At 72.9% G+C, this 15,851-nt stretch carries 17 protein-coding genes and 1 tRNA gene; 12 read left to right on the top strand and 6 right to left on the bottom strand.

The window, feature by feature from the left end:
• Positions 1-11 precede the first annotated feature (11 nt).
• On the top strand, positions 12-626 hold the full coding sequence (locus GA0070608_RS06275) for a MarC family protein (protein ID WP_091623207.1): 615 nt from the start codon (positions 12-14) through the stop codon (positions 624-626).
• 138 nt (positions 627-764) lie between these two features.
• Entirely contained in the window at positions 765-1,607 is an 843-nt protein-coding gene (locus GA0070608_RS06270; RefSeq protein ID WP_411970812.1) for a RecB family exonuclease, read from the top strand.
• Positions 1,608-2,012: 405 nt separating this feature from the next.
• Here the strand turns inward: GA0070608_RS06270 and GA0070608_RS06265 are convergent, their stop codons facing one another.
• Together GA0070608_RS06265 and GA0070608_RS06260 are read right to left on the bottom strand one after the other, a co-directional pair.
• On the bottom strand, positions 2,013-2,870 hold the full coding sequence (locus GA0070608_RS06265) for an oxygenase MpaB family protein (RefSeq protein WP_091623199.1): 858 nt from the start codon (positions 2,868-2,870) through the stop codon (positions 2,013-2,015).
• A gap of 50 nt (positions 2,871-2,920) precedes the next feature.
• On the bottom strand, positions 2,921-3,346 hold the full coding sequence (locus GA0070608_RS06260; RefSeq protein WP_091623195.1) for a Fur family transcriptional regulator: 426 nt from the start codon (positions 3,344-3,346) through the stop codon (positions 2,921-2,923).
• Positions 3,347-3,575: 229 nt separating this feature from the next.
• On the opposite strand from GA0070608_RS06260, the gene GA0070608_RS06255 reads away from it, so the two are divergent.
• A complete protein-coding gene (locus tag GA0070608_RS06255) occupies positions 3,576-4,058 on the top strand; it encodes a DUF2231 domain-containing protein (RefSeq protein ID WP_091623191.1) in 483 nt (160 codons plus the stop codon).
• Between the two features lie 30 nt (positions 4,059-4,088).
• Here the strand turns inward: GA0070608_RS06255 and GA0070608_RS06250 are convergent, their stop codons facing one another.
• A complete protein-coding gene (locus tag GA0070608_RS06250) occupies positions 4,089-4,418 on the bottom strand; it encodes a hypothetical protein (RefSeq protein ID WP_091623187.1) in 330 nt (109 codons plus the stop codon).
• A 96-nt stretch (positions 4,419-4,514) separates the two neighbouring features.
• On the opposite strand from GA0070608_RS06250, the gene GA0070608_RS06245 reads away from it, so the two are divergent.
• On the top strand, positions 4,515-4,709 hold the full coding sequence (locus tag GA0070608_RS06245) for a hypothetical protein (protein ID WP_091623184.1): 195 nt from the start codon (positions 4,515-4,517) through the stop codon (positions 4,707-4,709).
• Positions 4,710-4,771: 62 nt separating this feature from the next.
• On the top strand, positions 4,772-5,053 hold the full coding sequence (locus GA0070608_RS33280; protein ID WP_245715714.1) for a hypothetical protein: 282 nt from the start codon (positions 4,772-4,774) through the stop codon (positions 5,051-5,053).
• 216 nt (positions 5,054-5,269) lie between these two features.
• Here GA0070608_RS33280 and GA0070608_RS06235 read toward each other — a convergent pair whose 3' ends face one another.
• Positions 5,270-5,938 carry a 5-formyltetrahydrofolate cyclo-ligase gene (locus GA0070608_RS06235; RefSeq protein WP_091623179.1) on the bottom strand — a complete coding sequence of 223 codons (669 nt, stop codon included), beginning with the start codon at positions 5,936-5,938 and terminating at the stop codon, positions 5,270-5,272.
• Between the two features lie 85 nt (positions 5,939-6,023).
• Between GA0070608_RS06235 and GA0070608_RS06230 the strand changes: the two genes are divergently transcribed.
• The 5 genes from GA0070608_RS06230 to sepX all read left to right on the top strand — a co-directional run bounded on the left by GA0070608_RS06230 (position 6,024) and on the right by sepX (position 12,302).
• Complete coding sequence (locus GA0070608_RS06230) at positions 6,024-8,294, top strand: diguanylate cyclase (protein WP_091623175.1); 2,271 nt, start codon at positions 6,024-6,026, stop codon at positions 8,292-8,294.
• A 9-nt stretch (positions 8,295-8,303) separates the two neighbouring features.
• Positions 8,304-9,266: a UTP--glucose-1-phosphate uridylyltransferase gene (locus tag GA0070608_RS06225; protein ID WP_091623171.1), complete on the top strand. Its 963-nt coding sequence runs from the start codon at positions 8,304-8,306 to the stop codon at positions 9,264-9,266.
• Entirely contained in the window at positions 9,263-10,576 is a 1,314-nt protein-coding gene (locus tag GA0070608_RS06220) for a molybdopterin molybdotransferase MoeA (protein WP_091623167.1), read from the top strand. Before GA0070608_RS06225 ends, GA0070608_RS06220 begins: the two co-directional genes overlap by 4 nt.
• 105 nt (positions 10,577-10,681) lie before the next feature.
• On the top strand, positions 10,682-11,332 hold the full coding sequence (locus GA0070608_RS06215) for a GNAT family N-acetyltransferase (protein ID WP_091623163.1): 651 nt from the start codon (positions 10,682-10,684) through the stop codon (positions 11,330-11,332).
• 178 nt (positions 11,333-11,510) lie between these two features.
• On the top strand, positions 11,511-12,302 hold the full coding sequence (gene sepX / locus GA0070608_RS06210; protein ID WP_176733648.1) for a divisome protein SepX/GlpR: 792 nt from the start codon (positions 11,511-11,513) through the stop codon (positions 12,300-12,302).
• A gap of 121 nt (positions 12,303-12,423) precedes the next feature.
• Here sepX and GA0070608_RS06205 read toward each other — a convergent pair whose 3' ends face one another.
• Positions 12,424-13,167: a class I SAM-dependent methyltransferase gene (locus GA0070608_RS06205; RefSeq protein WP_091623155.1), complete on the bottom strand. Its 744-nt coding sequence runs from the start codon at positions 13,165-13,167 to the stop codon at positions 12,424-12,426.
• Positions 13,168-13,506: 339 nt separating this feature from the next.
• Between GA0070608_RS06205 and GA0070608_RS06200 the strand changes: the two genes are divergently transcribed.
• Positions 13,507-13,583, top strand: a tRNA-Ala gene (locus GA0070608_RS06200).
• Between the two features lie 101 nt (positions 13,584-13,684).
• On the opposite strand, the gene GA0070608_RS06195 is transcribed toward GA0070608_RS06200, so the two are convergent.
• Positions 13,685-14,185, bottom strand: coding sequence for a site-specific integrase (locus tag GA0070608_RS06195; protein ID WP_245715713.1), 501 nt, complete (start codon positions 14,183-14,185; stop codon positions 13,685-13,687).
• A 512-nt stretch (positions 14,186-14,697) separates the two neighbouring features.
• Here GA0070608_RS06195 and GA0070608_RS06190 point away from each other — a divergent pair.
• Positions 14,698-15,363: an NUDIX hydrolase gene (locus GA0070608_RS06190; RefSeq protein WP_245715712.1), complete on the top strand. Its 666-nt coding sequence runs from the start codon at positions 14,698-14,700 to the stop codon at positions 15,361-15,363.
• Positions 15,364-15,851: the final 488 nt, after the last annotated feature.

Below are 15,851 nucleotides of genomic sequence, written 5' to 3'. Positions count from 1 at the left end.
ACGTTGATCACGTGGATGCCAAGCTGTTCGGCGAGGTCTTCGTGACCCTGCTGGTGATCGTCGACCCGCCGGGCATGATGCCCATCTTCCTGGCGCTGACCGGCCCACTGGCGGCCCGGGACCGGCATCGGGCGGCCTGGCAGGCCGTCGCCCTGGCGCTGGGCGTGATCGTGATCTTCGCGGTGGCGGGACAGACACTGCTCGACTACCTGCACGTGGACCTGCCGGCGTTGCAGGCCGCCGGCGGGTTGCTGCTGGTGCTGGTGGCGTTGGAGCTGCTGACCGGCAAGGCCGACGACCCGAGCCAACAGGCCACCTCGAACATCGCCCTGGTCCCACTGGGTACGCCGTTGCTCGCCGGGCCCGGCGCCATCGTGGCCACCATGCTCTTCGTCCAGCAGGCCGACGGCGGGGCGGACGTCACGGCCATCGCCGCCGCGATCCTGGCCGTGATGGCGACCGTCTGGCTCGTGCTCCGGTTCTCCGGCGGGATCGTCAAGATCCTGCGCCCCGGCGGGATCGAGGTGCTGACCCGGATCGCCGGTCTGCTGCTGGCCGCGATCGCGGTGCAGCTCATCGCGGATGCGGTGGCCGCGTTCGTGACCCAGTACGCCAACATGACCTGACCACCGGCCGGTTCTGTCGGGGGCGGATGGCAGGATCGAGATGTGCGACGAGCCTCTTCCGCAGGACGATCCTCCACCAGTGGCGGCCGGGCGCCCCGGCCACGCGGCGACCAGCCCGAGCAGCTCGGCTTCGAGGGCATGCCGGAGCGGCTCTTCGTCTGCACCCCCAGCAAGCTCGGCGCCTACGCCGACTGCCCCCGGCGCTACCGCTATTCCTACGTCGACCGTCCGGCCCCGCCGAAGGGCCCGCCGTGGGCGCACAACTCCCTCGGTGCGAGCGTGCACACCGCTCTGAAGAACTGGTATGCCCTGAGCCCCGAGCGGCGCCGGCCGGAGGCCCTCGCCGCGTTGCTCAAGGGCACCTGGGTGCGTGAGGGCTACCGCGACGACGAGCAGGAGCGGGCGGCCTACCGGCGGGCCCTGGGCTGGCTGGAGTCCTACGTCGAGACCCTGGATCCCGGGGTCGACCCGCTCGGCGTGGAGCGGGTGGTGGCGGTCAAGACCGCCGTGCTGGCCTTCAACGGCCGGACCGACCGGATCGACTCCCGCCCCGGGCCCGACGGTCCCGAGCTGGTGATCGTCGACTACAAGACGGGCCGCACCGGGTTGGACGCCGACGACGCGCGCGGCTCGCAGGCGCTGGCGCTCTACGCGTACGCGGCCGAGCGGGTGTTCCGCCGGCCGTGCCGCCGGGTGGAGCTGCACCACCTGCCGACCGGCACGGTGGCCGCGCACGAGCACACCGTGGAGTCACTGGCCCGGCAGCTCACCCGGGCCGAGGAGAGCGCCCGCGACATCATGGCCGCGGAACGGGTGGTCGCCGACGGGGGCGACCCCGACGAGGCGTTCCCGACCACCCCGGGCCCGCGCTGCGGCTGGTGCGACTACCGGCGCACCTGCCCGGCGGGGGCGCAGGCGCCGGGCAAGGAGCCGTGGGCGGCCGTCGAGCGCGCCGTTGACCCGGTGCCCGGCCAGGACTGACCGCCCCGGTGGCCGGTGCCCGGCCAGGACTGGCTGCCCCGGTGGCCGGTGGCGATCGTGGACGAGATCGAGGACCCGCGTCACGAGAACGCCGCTTCACCGTCGCGTACTGAGGACGGCCCGCGTCGACCTCGTACTCGTGGCTCCAGAGCCGCAGTGGTGCTGTGGGCGCTGTCGAGCTGCCCCGTGTATGCGACCGGGCACCGCCGCCCCATCTATAGGGGCAGCTCGACAGCGTGCGCAAGGTCTGCCGTCGACTGCGACAGGCTCGTTGCCGTCGAACCGCTCACCCCTGCGTAGGCTCAAGCGCTGCCACGGCGCATCCCGTGACGTCGGCAACGGCCCGTCGGCCTAGCCCACCGGCCTGGCCCACCGGCAACGGCCCACCGGCGCGGCCGGTGCGGGTCAGGCGAGGGTGCTGGCGAGGCGAGCGGCGCGTTCCTTGGCGGCCTGCTGCAACGGCCCCTCCCGCCACCGGCGGGGCACCGTGGCGAGGGTCAGTCGCAGCGCCCGTACGCTCAGGTCGGCGGAGAGCGCGGTCGTGGGCAGGCCCGGCCCGCCGTACATCCGCCGGGCCCAGGCCGGCAGCAGCGCGAGGGCGGTGCCGGCGATGCCGAAGTATGCCCAGCGGGCCGGCCCGAGGTTGAGCCCGATCCGGGCGGGCAGGCTGAGCTTCCACGGGATCGGCGGCGCGGTGAGGAAGAGCGCCGTCTCGGCCGCCTCGCGGGTCATCCGCAGCTCCGGGCGGATCCGCTGGTAATAGTCGGCCACCTCGGCGGCGGTGCCCGGGACGGTTTCCGGGTCGAGGCCGACCAGGGCGGCGGAGCGCCGCTGCTCGGTGTAGTAGCCGTCGATCTCGTCGGCGGTCAGCGGCAGCCCGGCCCGGCGGGCCGTGTCGAGGAACGATTCGACCTCGGTGACGTGTACCCAGCGCAGCAGCTCCGGGTCGTCGACGCGGAACTCCTCCCCGGTGAACAGGTCGGTGGCCCGGAGGCGGGCGTGTCGGCGGCGGACCCGCAACCCGGCGGCCTCCGCCTCGGCGGTGGTGCCGTAGACGGTGGTCCCCACGTAGGTGGCGGTGCGTACCAGGCGGCCCCAGGCGTCGGAGCGGTAGTTGCTGTTCTGGGCGACCCCGGCCATGGCCCGGGGGTGCAGTGACTGGAGGTAGAGCGAACGCAGGCCGGCGACGATCAGGATCGGCTCCTCGTGCACCTTCCACGTGACCGAACCCGGACCGAAGAGACCGAGGTCATCGGAGTCCACCGACCAAGGGTGCCACGCCCTGCCACCGCACGCCCGCGGGCGGGCTGCCGTCAGTCGGCGGACCGGCGGGCCTGGCAGGTGGGGCAGAGGCCCCAGAACGTCACTTCCGCCTCGTCGACCTCGAACCCGTGGGCGATGTCCGGATCCAGGCAGGGCGTGCTGCCGACCGCGCAGTCGATGTCGGCGATCTCGCCGCAGCCCCGGCAGACCACGTGGTGGTGGTTGTCCCCGGCCCGGGCCTCGTACCGGGCGGGACTGCCGGCCGGCTCGATGCGGCGGGACAGCCCGGCCCGGGAGAGGGCGCCCAGCACGTCGTAGACCGCCTGGGTGGAGACCGAGTCGAGGCGCTCGCGGACCCGGCGGGTGATCTCGTCCACCTCGAGGTGGCCGCCGGCGGCCAGCACGTCGAGCACGGCGAGACGCGGCCGGGTGACCCGCAGGCCCCTCGACCGGAGCAGTTCCTCGCCACCGGGCATGTGCCAATGACAGCACGAGGGTCGGGGACCGACAACCGGCCTCCGGGTGAGGGTGGCGCCGGCCACAGCCGGGCCGCTCGTCCGACGGTGGATCGGTGGTGAGCCTGGCTGCCCCGAACGGTGAACCGAACCGGCTCCGGACGCGTGTAGTCGATCGAGATGACCTGGGCGGGTCGACCGGCACACCGTACGCTGGCCATCCCGCGACCGCGTACCGCCGGAGGTTTCGATGTTCAAGGAGATCATGGGTCTGCCGGCCCATGTGCTGGTGGTGCACGCGGTCGTCGTGCTCGTGCCGCTGCTGGCCCTGCTCTCCGCCGCGTACGTGGCGCTGCCCCGGTTCCGGTCGCGGCTGGACTGGGCGGTGGCGCTCCTGGCCGTGGCGGCACCCCTGTCGGCTTTCGTCGCGGTCGAGTCGGGGGAGGAGTTGACCGACGCGTTCGTCGCCCGGGGCATGCAGGGCCCGATCCTGGACCAGATCCTCGAGCACTCGGGCTACGGCGACGTCCTGTTCCGCTGGGTGCTGCCGCTGGCCGTGGCGACACTGCTGCTGCTCGTGGTGACGAGCGGGCACCCGCGGGTGCCGAAGCTGCCGTCCTGGGTGACACCGGTGCTGTCGGTCGTGGTGGTGGCGCTCGGCGTCGTCAGCCTCATCTACGTCTATCTCACCGGGCACTCCGGGTCCGAGGCGGTCTGGGGCAACACCTTCTGACGTCCCGGTATCCGGTGGCCCCGGCGCCGGTCAGAACAGGAGCCGGGAGCAGAGCACGCAGACGAGGACCACCAGCAGCACACCGGCCACCGTGCCCACGCCGTACGTGAGCCGCTGCGCCCGCTGCTCCGCCGCGTCGAGTTCCGCCATGTCCTGCGGTGGCAGCCGCCGGGGCGGTGGTGGCCGCAGGTGCACCGGCGGGCGCCACCCGGCCGGTGGCGGGGTGGTCGGGGGCGGGCCCGGGTAGCCGCTCCCACGCGCCGGGGGCGACGCGGCCGGGACGACAGCGGGCCACTCGGGCGAGGTGTCGGGCCGACGCCAGTACTCGTCCGGGGAGCTGCCGGAGGTGGGGGTCGTCACGCCGTCCGACGCTACCAACGCCCCGGCCCGCCGGCCGGCTGGACGCGGCGGCCCGCCGGTTCGACGCCGGTCCCGCCGGTCGTGGCTGCGCTAGTCTTGCCGCTCGTGAGCATCACCGAGGATCCGGGCAGGCCAGCGGTACGCGGCGACGACGACCGCACGGTCGACCTCAGCGACGACTTCGTGGTGCTGCCCGAGCAGACCGCCGACGACACCGACCGGGGCTGGGGCGAGCGCTCCGGCGGCAACGACGACTGGCTGCTCGCGGAGCGCCCCCCACACTGGGACTGAGTCCGGCCTGCGGGATGAGCCCCGGGGCGGCGGTCGAGAGCCGGCCCCGGGTCGGTGCGTGGGTGCCGCGGACCGGTGCGACCCGGTGCGGCGCGGGTCAGGAGGTGCTGGCGGCCGGGGCCTTGCCCGCGCCACCGGAGGAGCCGCCCGAGCCCGACGACGACGAGCCCGACGAAGAGCCCGACGAGGACGAGGACGACGACGAGCCCGACGAAGAGGACGAGTCCGACGACGCACCGGTCGAGCCGGAGTCGCCGCCGGAGGACGAGTCGGACTTCGCCGGCTTGGCGGCGCCGCCGGCCGTCGCGTTGTCCGAGCCGGACGAGCGCGAGTCCGTGCGGTAGAAGCCCGAGCCCTTGAACACGATGCCGACGGAGTTGAAGACCTTCCGCAGCCGCCCCTCACACGCCGGGCACTCGGTCAGCGGCTCGTCAGAGAAGGACTGCACCGCCTCGAGCTGGTGACCGCACGCGGTGCAGGCGTACTGGTAGGTGGGCACGTTCTCCTCCGGATCTGGCACGGCCGGTTGGCACTCGACGTATTCGAGTGCCAATGGTGCGTCATCGCCCCCGGGTTCGTCCAGCGGAAGTGTGGGGCGCGACACCCGCCGCGCCCCCCGGGGCGGCGTCCAGCGTACGCAGGCCGTCGGCGGGCGTGACGACCGCGCGTACCGGCCGGTCGTGCGGCTCGGCGGGAAGGGCCTCCACCAGCTCGCCGTCGTGCAGCGGGACCACGGTCAGCGCGGTCACCGGCACCCGGGCCAGCGCCCGGTCGTACGAGCCGCCGCCCCGGCCCAGCCGCAGCCCACGGTGGTCCACCGCCAGCGCCGGCAGCACCAACAGGTGTGCCCCGGCGACCGCCGCCCGGCCCAGCCGAGGCCCGGCCGGCTCGCGCATCCCCCGGCCGGCGGCCACCAGCCCGGCCGGCCCGCTCCAGGCCGCCCAGTCCAGGTCGAGGTCGTCGCGGAGCACCGGCAGCAGCAACTCCCCGCCCGGCGGCAGCGCCGCGTGCAACACCGCCGGCAGGTCGGGCCCGCCCGGCTCGGAGCCGACCGGCACGTACGCCGTCATCCGGAGCGGGCGCAGCCGGCGTACGAGAGCCACCAGCTCCGTCTGGACGCGCCCGGCGGCATCGGCCCGCTGCGGCGCGGTCAGCGCCCGGCGGTGGGCGAGCACAGCGGTGCGAACATCCCGCTTCGCCTCTTCCGCTCCATCAGAAAATTCGGGCACGCAACACTCCTGACGCAACGCTTGTCGTCTGGTGGCTCTGTGTCAGCATCGCAGGCAACGGCGGCGTAACTTCCGGGGGGACCGAGTGACGCTACGCGGGCGGTTGACCACAGCCTTCCTGGCGGTGGCGCTCGGCCCGGTGGTGCTCGGGGTGATGTTCGTGGGGGCGACCGTGGCGGCGGTCGACGCGAGCCGGTCAACCGAGCGGCTCGCGGTGGCCGCCGCGACCGTGCGCACCTCCGTCGACGCCCTCTGCCAGCAGCTGCGGGCCGCCGCCGACGCGGTCGCCCTGGCCGGCGACCGGCCCGCCGCCGCGAGCCAGGTGGTACGCCGTGGCCTGGCGACCGCCGTGCTGGTCACCGACGTCACCGGCCGGGTCACCTACGATACGCCCGGCGGCCCTCCGGCGCCCTGGCGGGACTGCGCCGGCCCGCCGGTCGTCGGGCCGGTGCGGGCCCTCGCCGCCCGGGCCGACCTGAGCGACCGGGCCGGCGGGCCGCTGGGCACGGTCACCGCCGCGCAGCCGGTCGACCCGGCCTTCGTGGCGCGCCTCGCGGCCGTGACGGGAGTGGCGGTCACCCTGCTCGACGACGCCGAGGCGCCCATCAGGCTCGTCCACAGCACCGAGTCCAGCGGCGTACGCGACGCCGTGCTCGCCGCCGCCGGCACGCTCGACGGCGAGCGGGTCACCGAGACCCCCGACGGCCGGTACGTCCGCCGGGTCGGCCCGTCCTTCGGGCAGCCCCTGCCGCTGGTGCTCTCGGTCCCCAGTGAACGACCACGGGGCCTGTACGTCGCCCTGGGCTCGGCGGTGCTGGTGGCGACCCTGCTGGCCGTGGTGGCCGCCTGGCGGCTGGCCCGGGTCACCACCCGCCCGCTGGTCGAGCTGGCGGGCGCGGTGGACCGGGTGGCCAGCGGCGACCTGACCACCCGGGTGCCGGTACGCAGCCGGGACGAGATCGGCCGGCTGGCCGGCGCGTTCAACCGGATGACCCGCGAGACGGGCACCTACGTGGCGGCGTTGACCAGCAGCCGGGACCAGCTACGCGGGCATCTCGCCGTGCTGGGGGACACTTTGGCCAGCACGCACGACCTGCAACGCATCCTGCGGGTGATCCTGCACAGCGCGATCGCGGCGACCGGCGCCCGGGCGGGCGCGGTGCTGCTGGTGGACGACGGCGGGGTACTCGTCGCGCAGTGCACCGAAGGGCTGGACGGGCCCGCTGCCGCGGACGAGCGGACGGGGGCGCTGCGGGTGCCGCTGGGCAGCGGCGTGGTGGGCGCCGTCGCGGCAACCGGGGAACCGCGCCGGGGCCGGGTGGATCCGTCCGCCACGCCGCCGGGGGAGCCGCGGTGCCGGACGTACATCGCGGTGCCGTTCGCCGCTCCCGGCACGGCGGGCCCGCCCGACGTCACCGCCCGCGGCGACGGGCCGGCCGCCCGCCCCGGCTCGGAGCCGGCGGCCCCGGCCGGGGCGCTCGGCGTGCTGGCCCTCTACGACCGGCTCGGCGCGGACGAGTTCGACGACGACGACCTGGTCACCCTGCGCACCTTCGCCGGCCACGCCGCGGTGGCGGTGGACAACGTCCGGGTGCACGAGGAGGCGCAGCGGCTCTCGCTGACCGACCCGCTCACCGGGCTGTGGAACTACCGCTACCTGCGCGAGTCGATCCGCCGGGAGGTCGAGCGGGCGACCCGGTTCGGCCGGATGCTCAGCGTCCTCGTTCTCGACCTGGACCGGTTCAAGGACGTCAACGACACGCACGGGCACGCGGCCGGCGACGCCGTGCTGGCCGAGTTCGCCCGCCGGATGCGCGGCGAGATCCGCGAGGTCGACCTCGCCTTCCGCCAGGGCGGCGAGGAGTTCGTGCTGCTGCTGCCGGAGACCGACGCCCGGGGCGCGGCGATCGTCGCGGAGCGGCTCGGCGCGGCGATCCGGGACGAGCCGATCGCCGCCGACGGGCACGGTGGGGCGGCGGTGGCCATCGGAGTCACCGTCTCCATCGGCATCGCCGTGCACCCCGACCACGGCGGTACCGGCCAGCAGGTGCTGGACGCCGCCGACGACGCGCTCTACGCCGCCAAGGCGGCCGGCCGGGACACCTGGCGGATCGCCGAGGCCCGGGCCGAGGCGCCGGCGCGGGAGATCCCCGTCCCGGCCGCGGCGACCACCCCCGAGGACGGGATGCCGCGCGCCGGCGCTCCCCGCCAGCCGGTCCGGGCCCGTTCCGAACCGGCCGAACCGGCCGACGCCGAACCCGGGAGCGCGCCGGCCGGGCCCGGCCCGGTGGGGCCGGGTCCCGGCGGCGGCGCGTCTTCCGGTCCTCACCCTCCAAGACAGAGCCGTGGCCGATAGTCTCGCGGCATGTCGGAGCACTCAGCGAACCCCTCAACGGCGACCGCCGCAACCGGTCGCTCCCGTGCGGTCAAAGCCGTCATCCCGGCTGCCGGCCTGGCCACCCGGTTCCTGCCGGCCACGAAGGCGGTGCCCAAGGAGCTGCTCCCGGTGGTCGACCGGCCGGTGTTGCAGTACATCGTCGAGGAGGCCACCCAGGCCGGCATCGGTGACGTCCTGCTGATCACCGGGCGGGGCAAGACATCGATGGTGGACCACTTCGACCGCCGCCCCGACCTGGAGGCGCGGCTGGAGGCGAAGGGTGACGCGGAGCGGCTGGCAGCCGTACGCGGTCCCAGCGAGCTGGCCGAGATCTACAGCTGCCGCCAGCCGGAGCAGCTCGGCCTGGGCCACGCCGTCGGCTACGCCGAGTCGCACGTCGGCGACCGGCCCTTCGCGGTGCTGCTGGGCGACGAGTTCGTCAAGCCGTCCGAGCCGCTGCTGCCGGCCATGCTGGAGCTCCAGGCGCGCACCGGCGGCGTGGTGCTGGCCTTCTTCGAGGTCGACCCGGCCGAGACGAAGCGCTACGGCATCGCCTCGGTGGAGCCGGCGGAGGCGGAGCTGACCGACATCGGCGAGGTCGTCCGGGTCACCGGCATGGTGGAGAAGCCCAAGCCGGAGGACGCGCCGAGCAACCTCGCGGTGCTGGGCCGCTACGTGCTGCCGGGCACCATCTTCGACGCGATCCGGCGGACGAAGCCGGGCAGCGGCGGGGAGATCCAGCTGACCGACGCGATGGAGCTGCTGCGCAGCGAGGGCACGCCGGTGCACGCGATCGTCTACCGGGGCACCCGCTACGACACCGGCATGCCGCTGGGCTACCTCCAGACCGTGGTGCAGATCGCGGCCGAGCGCGACGACCTCGGAGCCGAGTTCCGCGCGTGGCTGACCGAGTTCGTCAACTCCGACGCATCGGGCGTGACTGGTACATGACAGCGTCGGCCGACGCCGAGGCGGCCGCGAACGAGTTGACGCCGCTCGCCGACTACCTGGGCAGCGTGCTGCGCAGGTTACGCGCGCTGCCTCCGCTCGACCTCGACCTCACCCAGGCGCACGGCAACGTCCTCGCCGAGGACGTCGTCGCGCCGCACTCCTTCCCGGCCTTCGACCAGTCGGCCGTGGACGGATACGCCGCCCGCTGGGAGGACATCTCCGGCGGCGGTCGGAGCATGGGCTACGTCCCGACCCAGTCCGGCGGGCCGGGCGGGCGCAACGTCCGGCTCAACGTCGTCGGCGATCTCGGCGCGGCGAGCTGGCGACCGGTCCGGCTCACCCCGGGGGCGTGCTTCTCCGTCGCCGCCGGGGCGCCGCTGCCGCTCACCGCGGACGTGGTCGTCCCGGTCGAGTGGACCGACCAGGGCATGGCCGCGGTGGAGATCTTCCGCGTCCCCAAACGGGGGTACGGGGTACGCCGGGCCGGCGAGGAACTGCCGGCCGGCACCCTGCTGGCCCGGGCCGGCACCTACGTCTCGCCGGCGCTGGTGGCGGTCTTCGCCGCCACCGGCATCGGGCACGTCGTGGTCCGGCCCAGCCCCCGGGTGGTCATCGTGGCCACCGGCGACGAACTGGTCGACGTGGGCCGGGGCAGCCAGCCCGGCCAGACGGTCGACGCCAACTCGCACGCGCTGACCGCCGCAGCGGCCGAGGTGGGCGCCCTGGCGTACCGGGTGGGAATCTGCGACGACGACCCGGAGGGGCTGCGCGGGCTGCTGGAGGACCAGACGCTGCGCGCCGACCTGATCATCACCACCGGGGGCACCGGCACCGGCCCCGGCGACATGGTGCGGCGGATCCTCTCCCGGCGGGAGGGCAGCCGGGCCGGCCCGGTCACCTTCACCGAGGTCGCGCTCTATCCCGGCACCTCGCTCGGCTTCGGCACGGTCGGCGCCGAGGAGGTGCCGGTGGTCTGCCTGCCCGGCGACACGGGCTCGGCCCTGATCGGCTTCGAGGTGCTGGCCCGTCCGGCGATCAACCTGCTGGCCGGGGCGGAACCGGTGTTCCGGCCCAGCGTCCGCGCACACCTACTGGAGACGATCTCGTCCCCGGTCGGGCTGCGCGAGTTCCGCCCCGCGCACGTCGCCGAGCGGCGCGGCGGCGGCTACACGGTGCAGCCGCTCAACGGTGGGCCGTACACCCTCTCGGGGCTGGCCGAGGCGAACGGGCTGATGGTGCTCGGCGAGCGGGTGACCAGCGCGGCGGCCGGATCCACCGTGGACGTCCTCCTGCTGGACCGGCGCCGGTGAGCGCGAGCAGTGAGCTTGCGAGCCCCGCGGTCGCGAGCGGAAGATTGGCCTGATGAGCGCTGCCCGGGCATCGGCTTCGTCGGTTGCGAGCGGGAGGTCTGCCCGGTGAGCCTGTGGGGCCCGGGGCGGATACCGGGGTGGCCGGCGGTGCTGGCCGACGGGCCGGTGCTGCTGCGGCCCTACCGGCGTTCGGACGCCGCCGCCTGGTCGGAGGTGCGCCGCGCCAACCGGCAGTGGCTCACGCCGTGGGAGTCGTCCCTGCCGGGAAGCTGGTACGAGCTGAACTCGCCGGCCGCCTTCCGCTGGGTGCACCGCGACCAGCGCCGCTCGGCGCGCACCGGCGAGGGGCTGCCGTTCGCCGTCTGCCTGCGTGAGGGTGACCGGGAGCGGCTGGTCGGCCACCTCAACGTGGGCAGCATCGTGCGGCGGGCGTTCTGTTCCGGGTACGTGGGCTACTGGGTGGACTCCCGGGTTGCCGGTCGCGGCGTGATCCCCACCGCGCTGGCGCTCGCCGTCGACCATGCCTTCGAAGTGGCCGGGCTGCACCGGGTCGAGGTGAACATCCGCCCGGAGAACCGGCCGTCGCGCCGGGTGGTGGAGAAGTTGGGCTTCCGCGAGGAGTCGTACCACGTGCGCTACATGCACATCGACGGTGCGTGGCGGGACCACATCGGATACGCGATGACCAGTGACGAGGTCGTCGCTGAGGGTGGGCTGTTGGCCCGCTGGCACCGGATCCGCGCCACCACGGGGTGAGCCGTCCCACGCACGGGATCGGCGCGGCGTGTCAGCATCCGCGTCCACGGCCCGTAACCTCAAGTAACTGCAAGCTGTGGCAAGCGCTGTTTCACCCGTACGATCCGCGCACCCGACCACGATCGGTGGAAGATCCTGCGGTCGGACGGCGGTTGCTCCGAATTCGGTGACGGGAGGGGTGAGGGTGCCGACCTCGGTGCTCCTCGCCGTCCTCGCCGCTGCCGGCCTGCTCGCCCTCGCTCCGGCGCTGGTTCGCCGGTACGACGCCACCGAGCGGCTGGTGGCGGAGCGGGCGCAGTCGACGGCGCGGGTGCTCCAGCGCCGCCGGCGGCGCCGCACTGTGCCGGGGCGACGCCCGACGCACCCGCCCCGCTCCCTCGTTATCACGCTCAGTGAAGATGCGAACACCGGCGGTCTCTCCGTGCCGGTCTCCGCACCGCCCGCCGCCCGCCGGTCGAACCGGCTGCGCGCCGTGCCGCCGGCCGCGAAAAAGAGCCGCCGCCGGCCACCGCCCCGCCGGCACCACCCACCCGCCGTCTACCGGCGCCGCCGGGTGCTCGCCGCCCTGCTGCTGCTCAACTTCGTCGAGCTGATCGGCGTGATCGTGGTCAGCCCCGGCTTCTGGATCAGCTTCGGGGTCACCGCCACCCTGCTGGTCGCGTACGTCGTGCACCTGCGGAGGCTGGCGGTGGCGGATCGCCGGCGGCGGCGGGCCCGGGCCCGGGAGGCGGCGTGGCTGGCCGCCCGACAGGCCGAGGTCAGGCGGGAGCAGGCCCGCCGGGCGGCGGCCCGCCGGGAGGCGCAGCGCCGCCTGGCGGCCCAACGCGAGGTGGTACGCCGCGCCGCGATGGGCCTGGACCGGCCGGCCGACCTGCCGGCGGCTGCCAACGGCGGCTCGGTCTCCTACCGCCGCTCCGGCGGCCTGCGCGGTCGCCCCTACCAGTCCGGCCGCGGCTCCCACCCGGCCTGACCGGGCCGCTCGCCGCGAGTCGTTCGTGGCCGACGGCCACCCTGGCCTGACCGGGCAGCTCGCCGTGCGTCAGTCCGTGGCCGGCGGTCGGTCCTGGCCTGACCGGGCCGCCTGCCGTACGTCAGTTCGTGGTGGGCAGTCGGTACACGGACACGTGGGACCGCGAGTCGGCGGTGAACTCGGCGCCGGCCCAGTCCGCGTGCCGGGTCTCCAACTCGAACCCCGCCAGCTGGGCCATCAGGTCCAGCTCGGCGGGCCAGATGTAGCGGTGCGGCGACCGGAACAATCGGGCCTGCGTGCTCTCGTCGAACTGGAAGTGGTGCGACACGACCTGCTGGTGCAGTACGTCGTAGGTGTCCAGGCCGATGTATCCCGGCTCGGAACTCCAGACCGTCGCCTGCTGGCCCGGCGGAAGCTTGCGCAGCTCCGGCACCCACAACTCGATCACGAACCGGCCGCCCGGGGCGAGGTGGCGGGCGGCGTTGCGGAAGCACGTCACCTGCCTGGCCTGGGTGAGCAGGTTGGAGATCGTGTTGTAGACCAGGTAGACCAGCGAGAACTCGCCCGGGACGGTGCTGGTCGCCATGTCGCCGATCACCACCGGGACCGTCGCCTCGTCCACCTTCGTACGCAGCCGCTCGACCATCGGGCGGGACAACTCGATGCCGGTGACCGGCACCCCGCGCGCGGCGAGCGGTACGGCCACCCGGCCGGTGCCGACGGCGAATTCGAGCGCCGCCCCGCCGGCCGCCAGCTCGGTGAGGCGGTCCACGGTCGGCTCCAGGACCTCCGGCGCGAACATGCCGGTGCCGGGGGTGTCGTAGCGGCGGGCCGTGTCCGCGTCCCAGAGCTTCTCCTGTCGCATGCCCCGAGGCTGCTCGCACGTGGATACCCTGTCCATCTCGCACGTGGATGCCCTGTCCATCGATTTCGCCCGCCCTGCCCACCTGCCGCGTCCCGGTTCCGTCTCGGCAGGCGCTCGACCGGCTGCCGCCGGCTGGTCCCTGTCCGTTGACTGGTTGGTTTGCGGGAGATCTTGGTAAGTTCCGGCCCTTGGGGTGGTTGTCCCCAAGTGGAGGGCCGTTTCGGGCCAAGATCTCCCCGCGCGGGGGGCGGATTCGCGGCGGGGACAGCCGACCTGTTAGCCTTGTTGCCGGCCCGCCCGGTGAAAGCCGGGTGGGACCGATGCCGGTTCGCCGGCGGAGGGGTTGTGGCGCAGTCTGGTAGCGCACCTCGTTCGCATCGAGGGGGTCAGGGGTTCGAATCCCCTCAACTCCACCATAACGATCAATGACCAGCGGAAACGCTGGTCATTGATCGTTTGTCACAGATCCGGCACAACTCAGCCCGGAAGCCTCAGCCCAGGGCAGTTGCCCGCAGCCTCACGAAGCGCCGTGCTGACGATGTTGCGACGGCGGTTCTTCTTCGGCCACCAGTGCACATACGTCTCCAGCGTGATCCGCAGGCTGGAATGCCGTAGCGCGTTCTGCACGTCGGTCGGGTTGAATCGGCTTGCCCTGGTCGTCGGTGAACAACAGCGAGACCGTCCGGCGCTTCGCCCGCTTCCCCGGATCGGGGGTCCCCCCGGTGATGTCGGGCAACTCCACCAACGCGGGCGGGTACTTGCGGACGTGCTCCCCGAGCGCTAGCGCTACGTGATCATCCAAGTCCACATCACCAACCGAGCCGGACTTCGGTCGAGCAAGATAGAACCCGCCGTACTGGCCTTTGTGGAACCGTAGCTGCTGAACTACGTGCAACTCCTGACGCGAGCGATCGATACACCGTTCACTGTTCTCCAGGCCCAGAACCTCACCCAGGCGCAGCCCTTCGCCCGCACCGCACCAAATGGCCGCCTGGCAACGGTCAGGAACGACCTTCACCAAGGCAAGCATGTCCTCATCGGTGGGAACCCCACTTCGGCGCACGGGATAAGTCCCGCAGAATTGCCGACAGCCGTACCGCTTTGCACGGGTTATCGGAGATGACCTTGTCCGCCGCAGCGGCGTTCATGACGGCGATGGGAGCGCGCACGAAGAAGAGCGATGAAGATTCCTTTTGAGAACCCCTGCGAGGGGTGTTGGGGAGATGAATTGTGTCAGGTAATGATCATCCAGGCGGAGGCCGTTAAGATCGGTGCGGCGACCAGAAGGATCGCGACGATGGCGCATCCGCTTCCCCCTCCGGACCTAGACTCGTAGGCCCGTTTTCTTTCCTCGTACGCTTTCTTGCCCTTGCTGGAGCAGGACGAGCAGGAATACTCGGGCCCGCCGCTGCTCCAGCTCGAACTGCCCGAGAAGCTAGTGCCGCAAAAGGTGCACCTATATGAGGACGTCATCCATCAATCTGTTCACACTGTTCGGGGAGTGTCAACCTCTCGCGAACGGAGGGTAGTGTGTTCAGACTTTCTTTACTTGGTCAAGGGCGGGCCTTGGCGCGCCATGCCGTGCCAGCGCCGGGGCGCGCGTGCGGCCTGGCGGCCGGTCACGCCCCGGCGCGCACGGCATGGCGCTCGATCGGAACAAAGTCACGTGCCTTCTGCGCACGCATCACCGAGGATGCCGACGTGCCATCACCGAAGCTGCGCCACTCTGTCCGGGCGATCATCCTCACGGAAGACCACCGCATCCTGCTCTGTCGACACGTCATTCCCGATCCGCCTGGACGAGTCGTCTGGGCAACGCCCGGCGGAGGCATCGAGAGCGGCGAGACAGCGCTTGTAGCCCTTCGTCGCGAGCTGCAAGAGGAAGTCGGGCTGGCCGTAGATGCCGAACCACCACACGTGTGGCACCAGGAGTTTGTCGTACCCGGACACCTACCGGGCTACGACGGCGTGATCAACGACTACTTTCTCGTCCGCACCGCCGCCTTTAACCCGCGAGGCACCATGTCCGACGAGCAACTAGCCGCCGAAAATATCAGCGAACTCCGATGGTGGCGCCTGCCCGACATCATCGCCTACCCGGGACCCGACCTGTTCGGGCCCCGCGACCTCGCCGACCTGCTGACGGTATTGGTTGCCGGCGGCGTCCCGCCCAAGCCGGTGCAGATCGGTCTGTGAGGCCGCGTCGGGCAACCCAGCCGTAGACCTATGCCGTCGAAGTGCGGTACCGAGATGAAGCTGCAGGGGAGGAGCTACAAGCCCCAAGCATGGGGGCGTTGTCCGCCGTGCCCGAGCAGACGACCCCCACGCGAGCCGCCACCGCAGTCCAGCTCAGATCAAACCCGGCACCTGGGAAGGGGGTGGTGGCCGCCGTGGTCGGGCCGGTCGCCCAGGAGCCGGCCCCGTAGCCGGTCGCGGTCAGGTCAAAAGGGCCGATGTGGCGGTGTCCGCCGGGGGCAGGGTCCGCGACACGAAAGCCGGGTCCGACCTCAGAGCGGTCAGGGCGACCGGCAAGGGGCATCATTGATGCCGGTGCAAGATCATCGGGCACAGATCGGGCACAACTGAGGCCGGAAGCCCTGTAAAACGTCGAGAGTCGATGTAGGCTGCCGCGCTGGTCAGAGGCCAGAACTGTCCGGTTCAGGCTAACTTGTCGGCGGCAAGCG

The organism is Micromonospora peucetia (genome assembly GCF_900091625.1).
Lineage (GTDB): Bacteria > Actinomycetota > Actinomycetes > Mycobacteriales > Micromonosporaceae > Micromonospora > Micromonospora peucetia.
The sequence above is the reverse complement of the archived record's forward strand: the minus strand, read 5'-3'. Positions and strand labels throughout refer to the sequence as shown.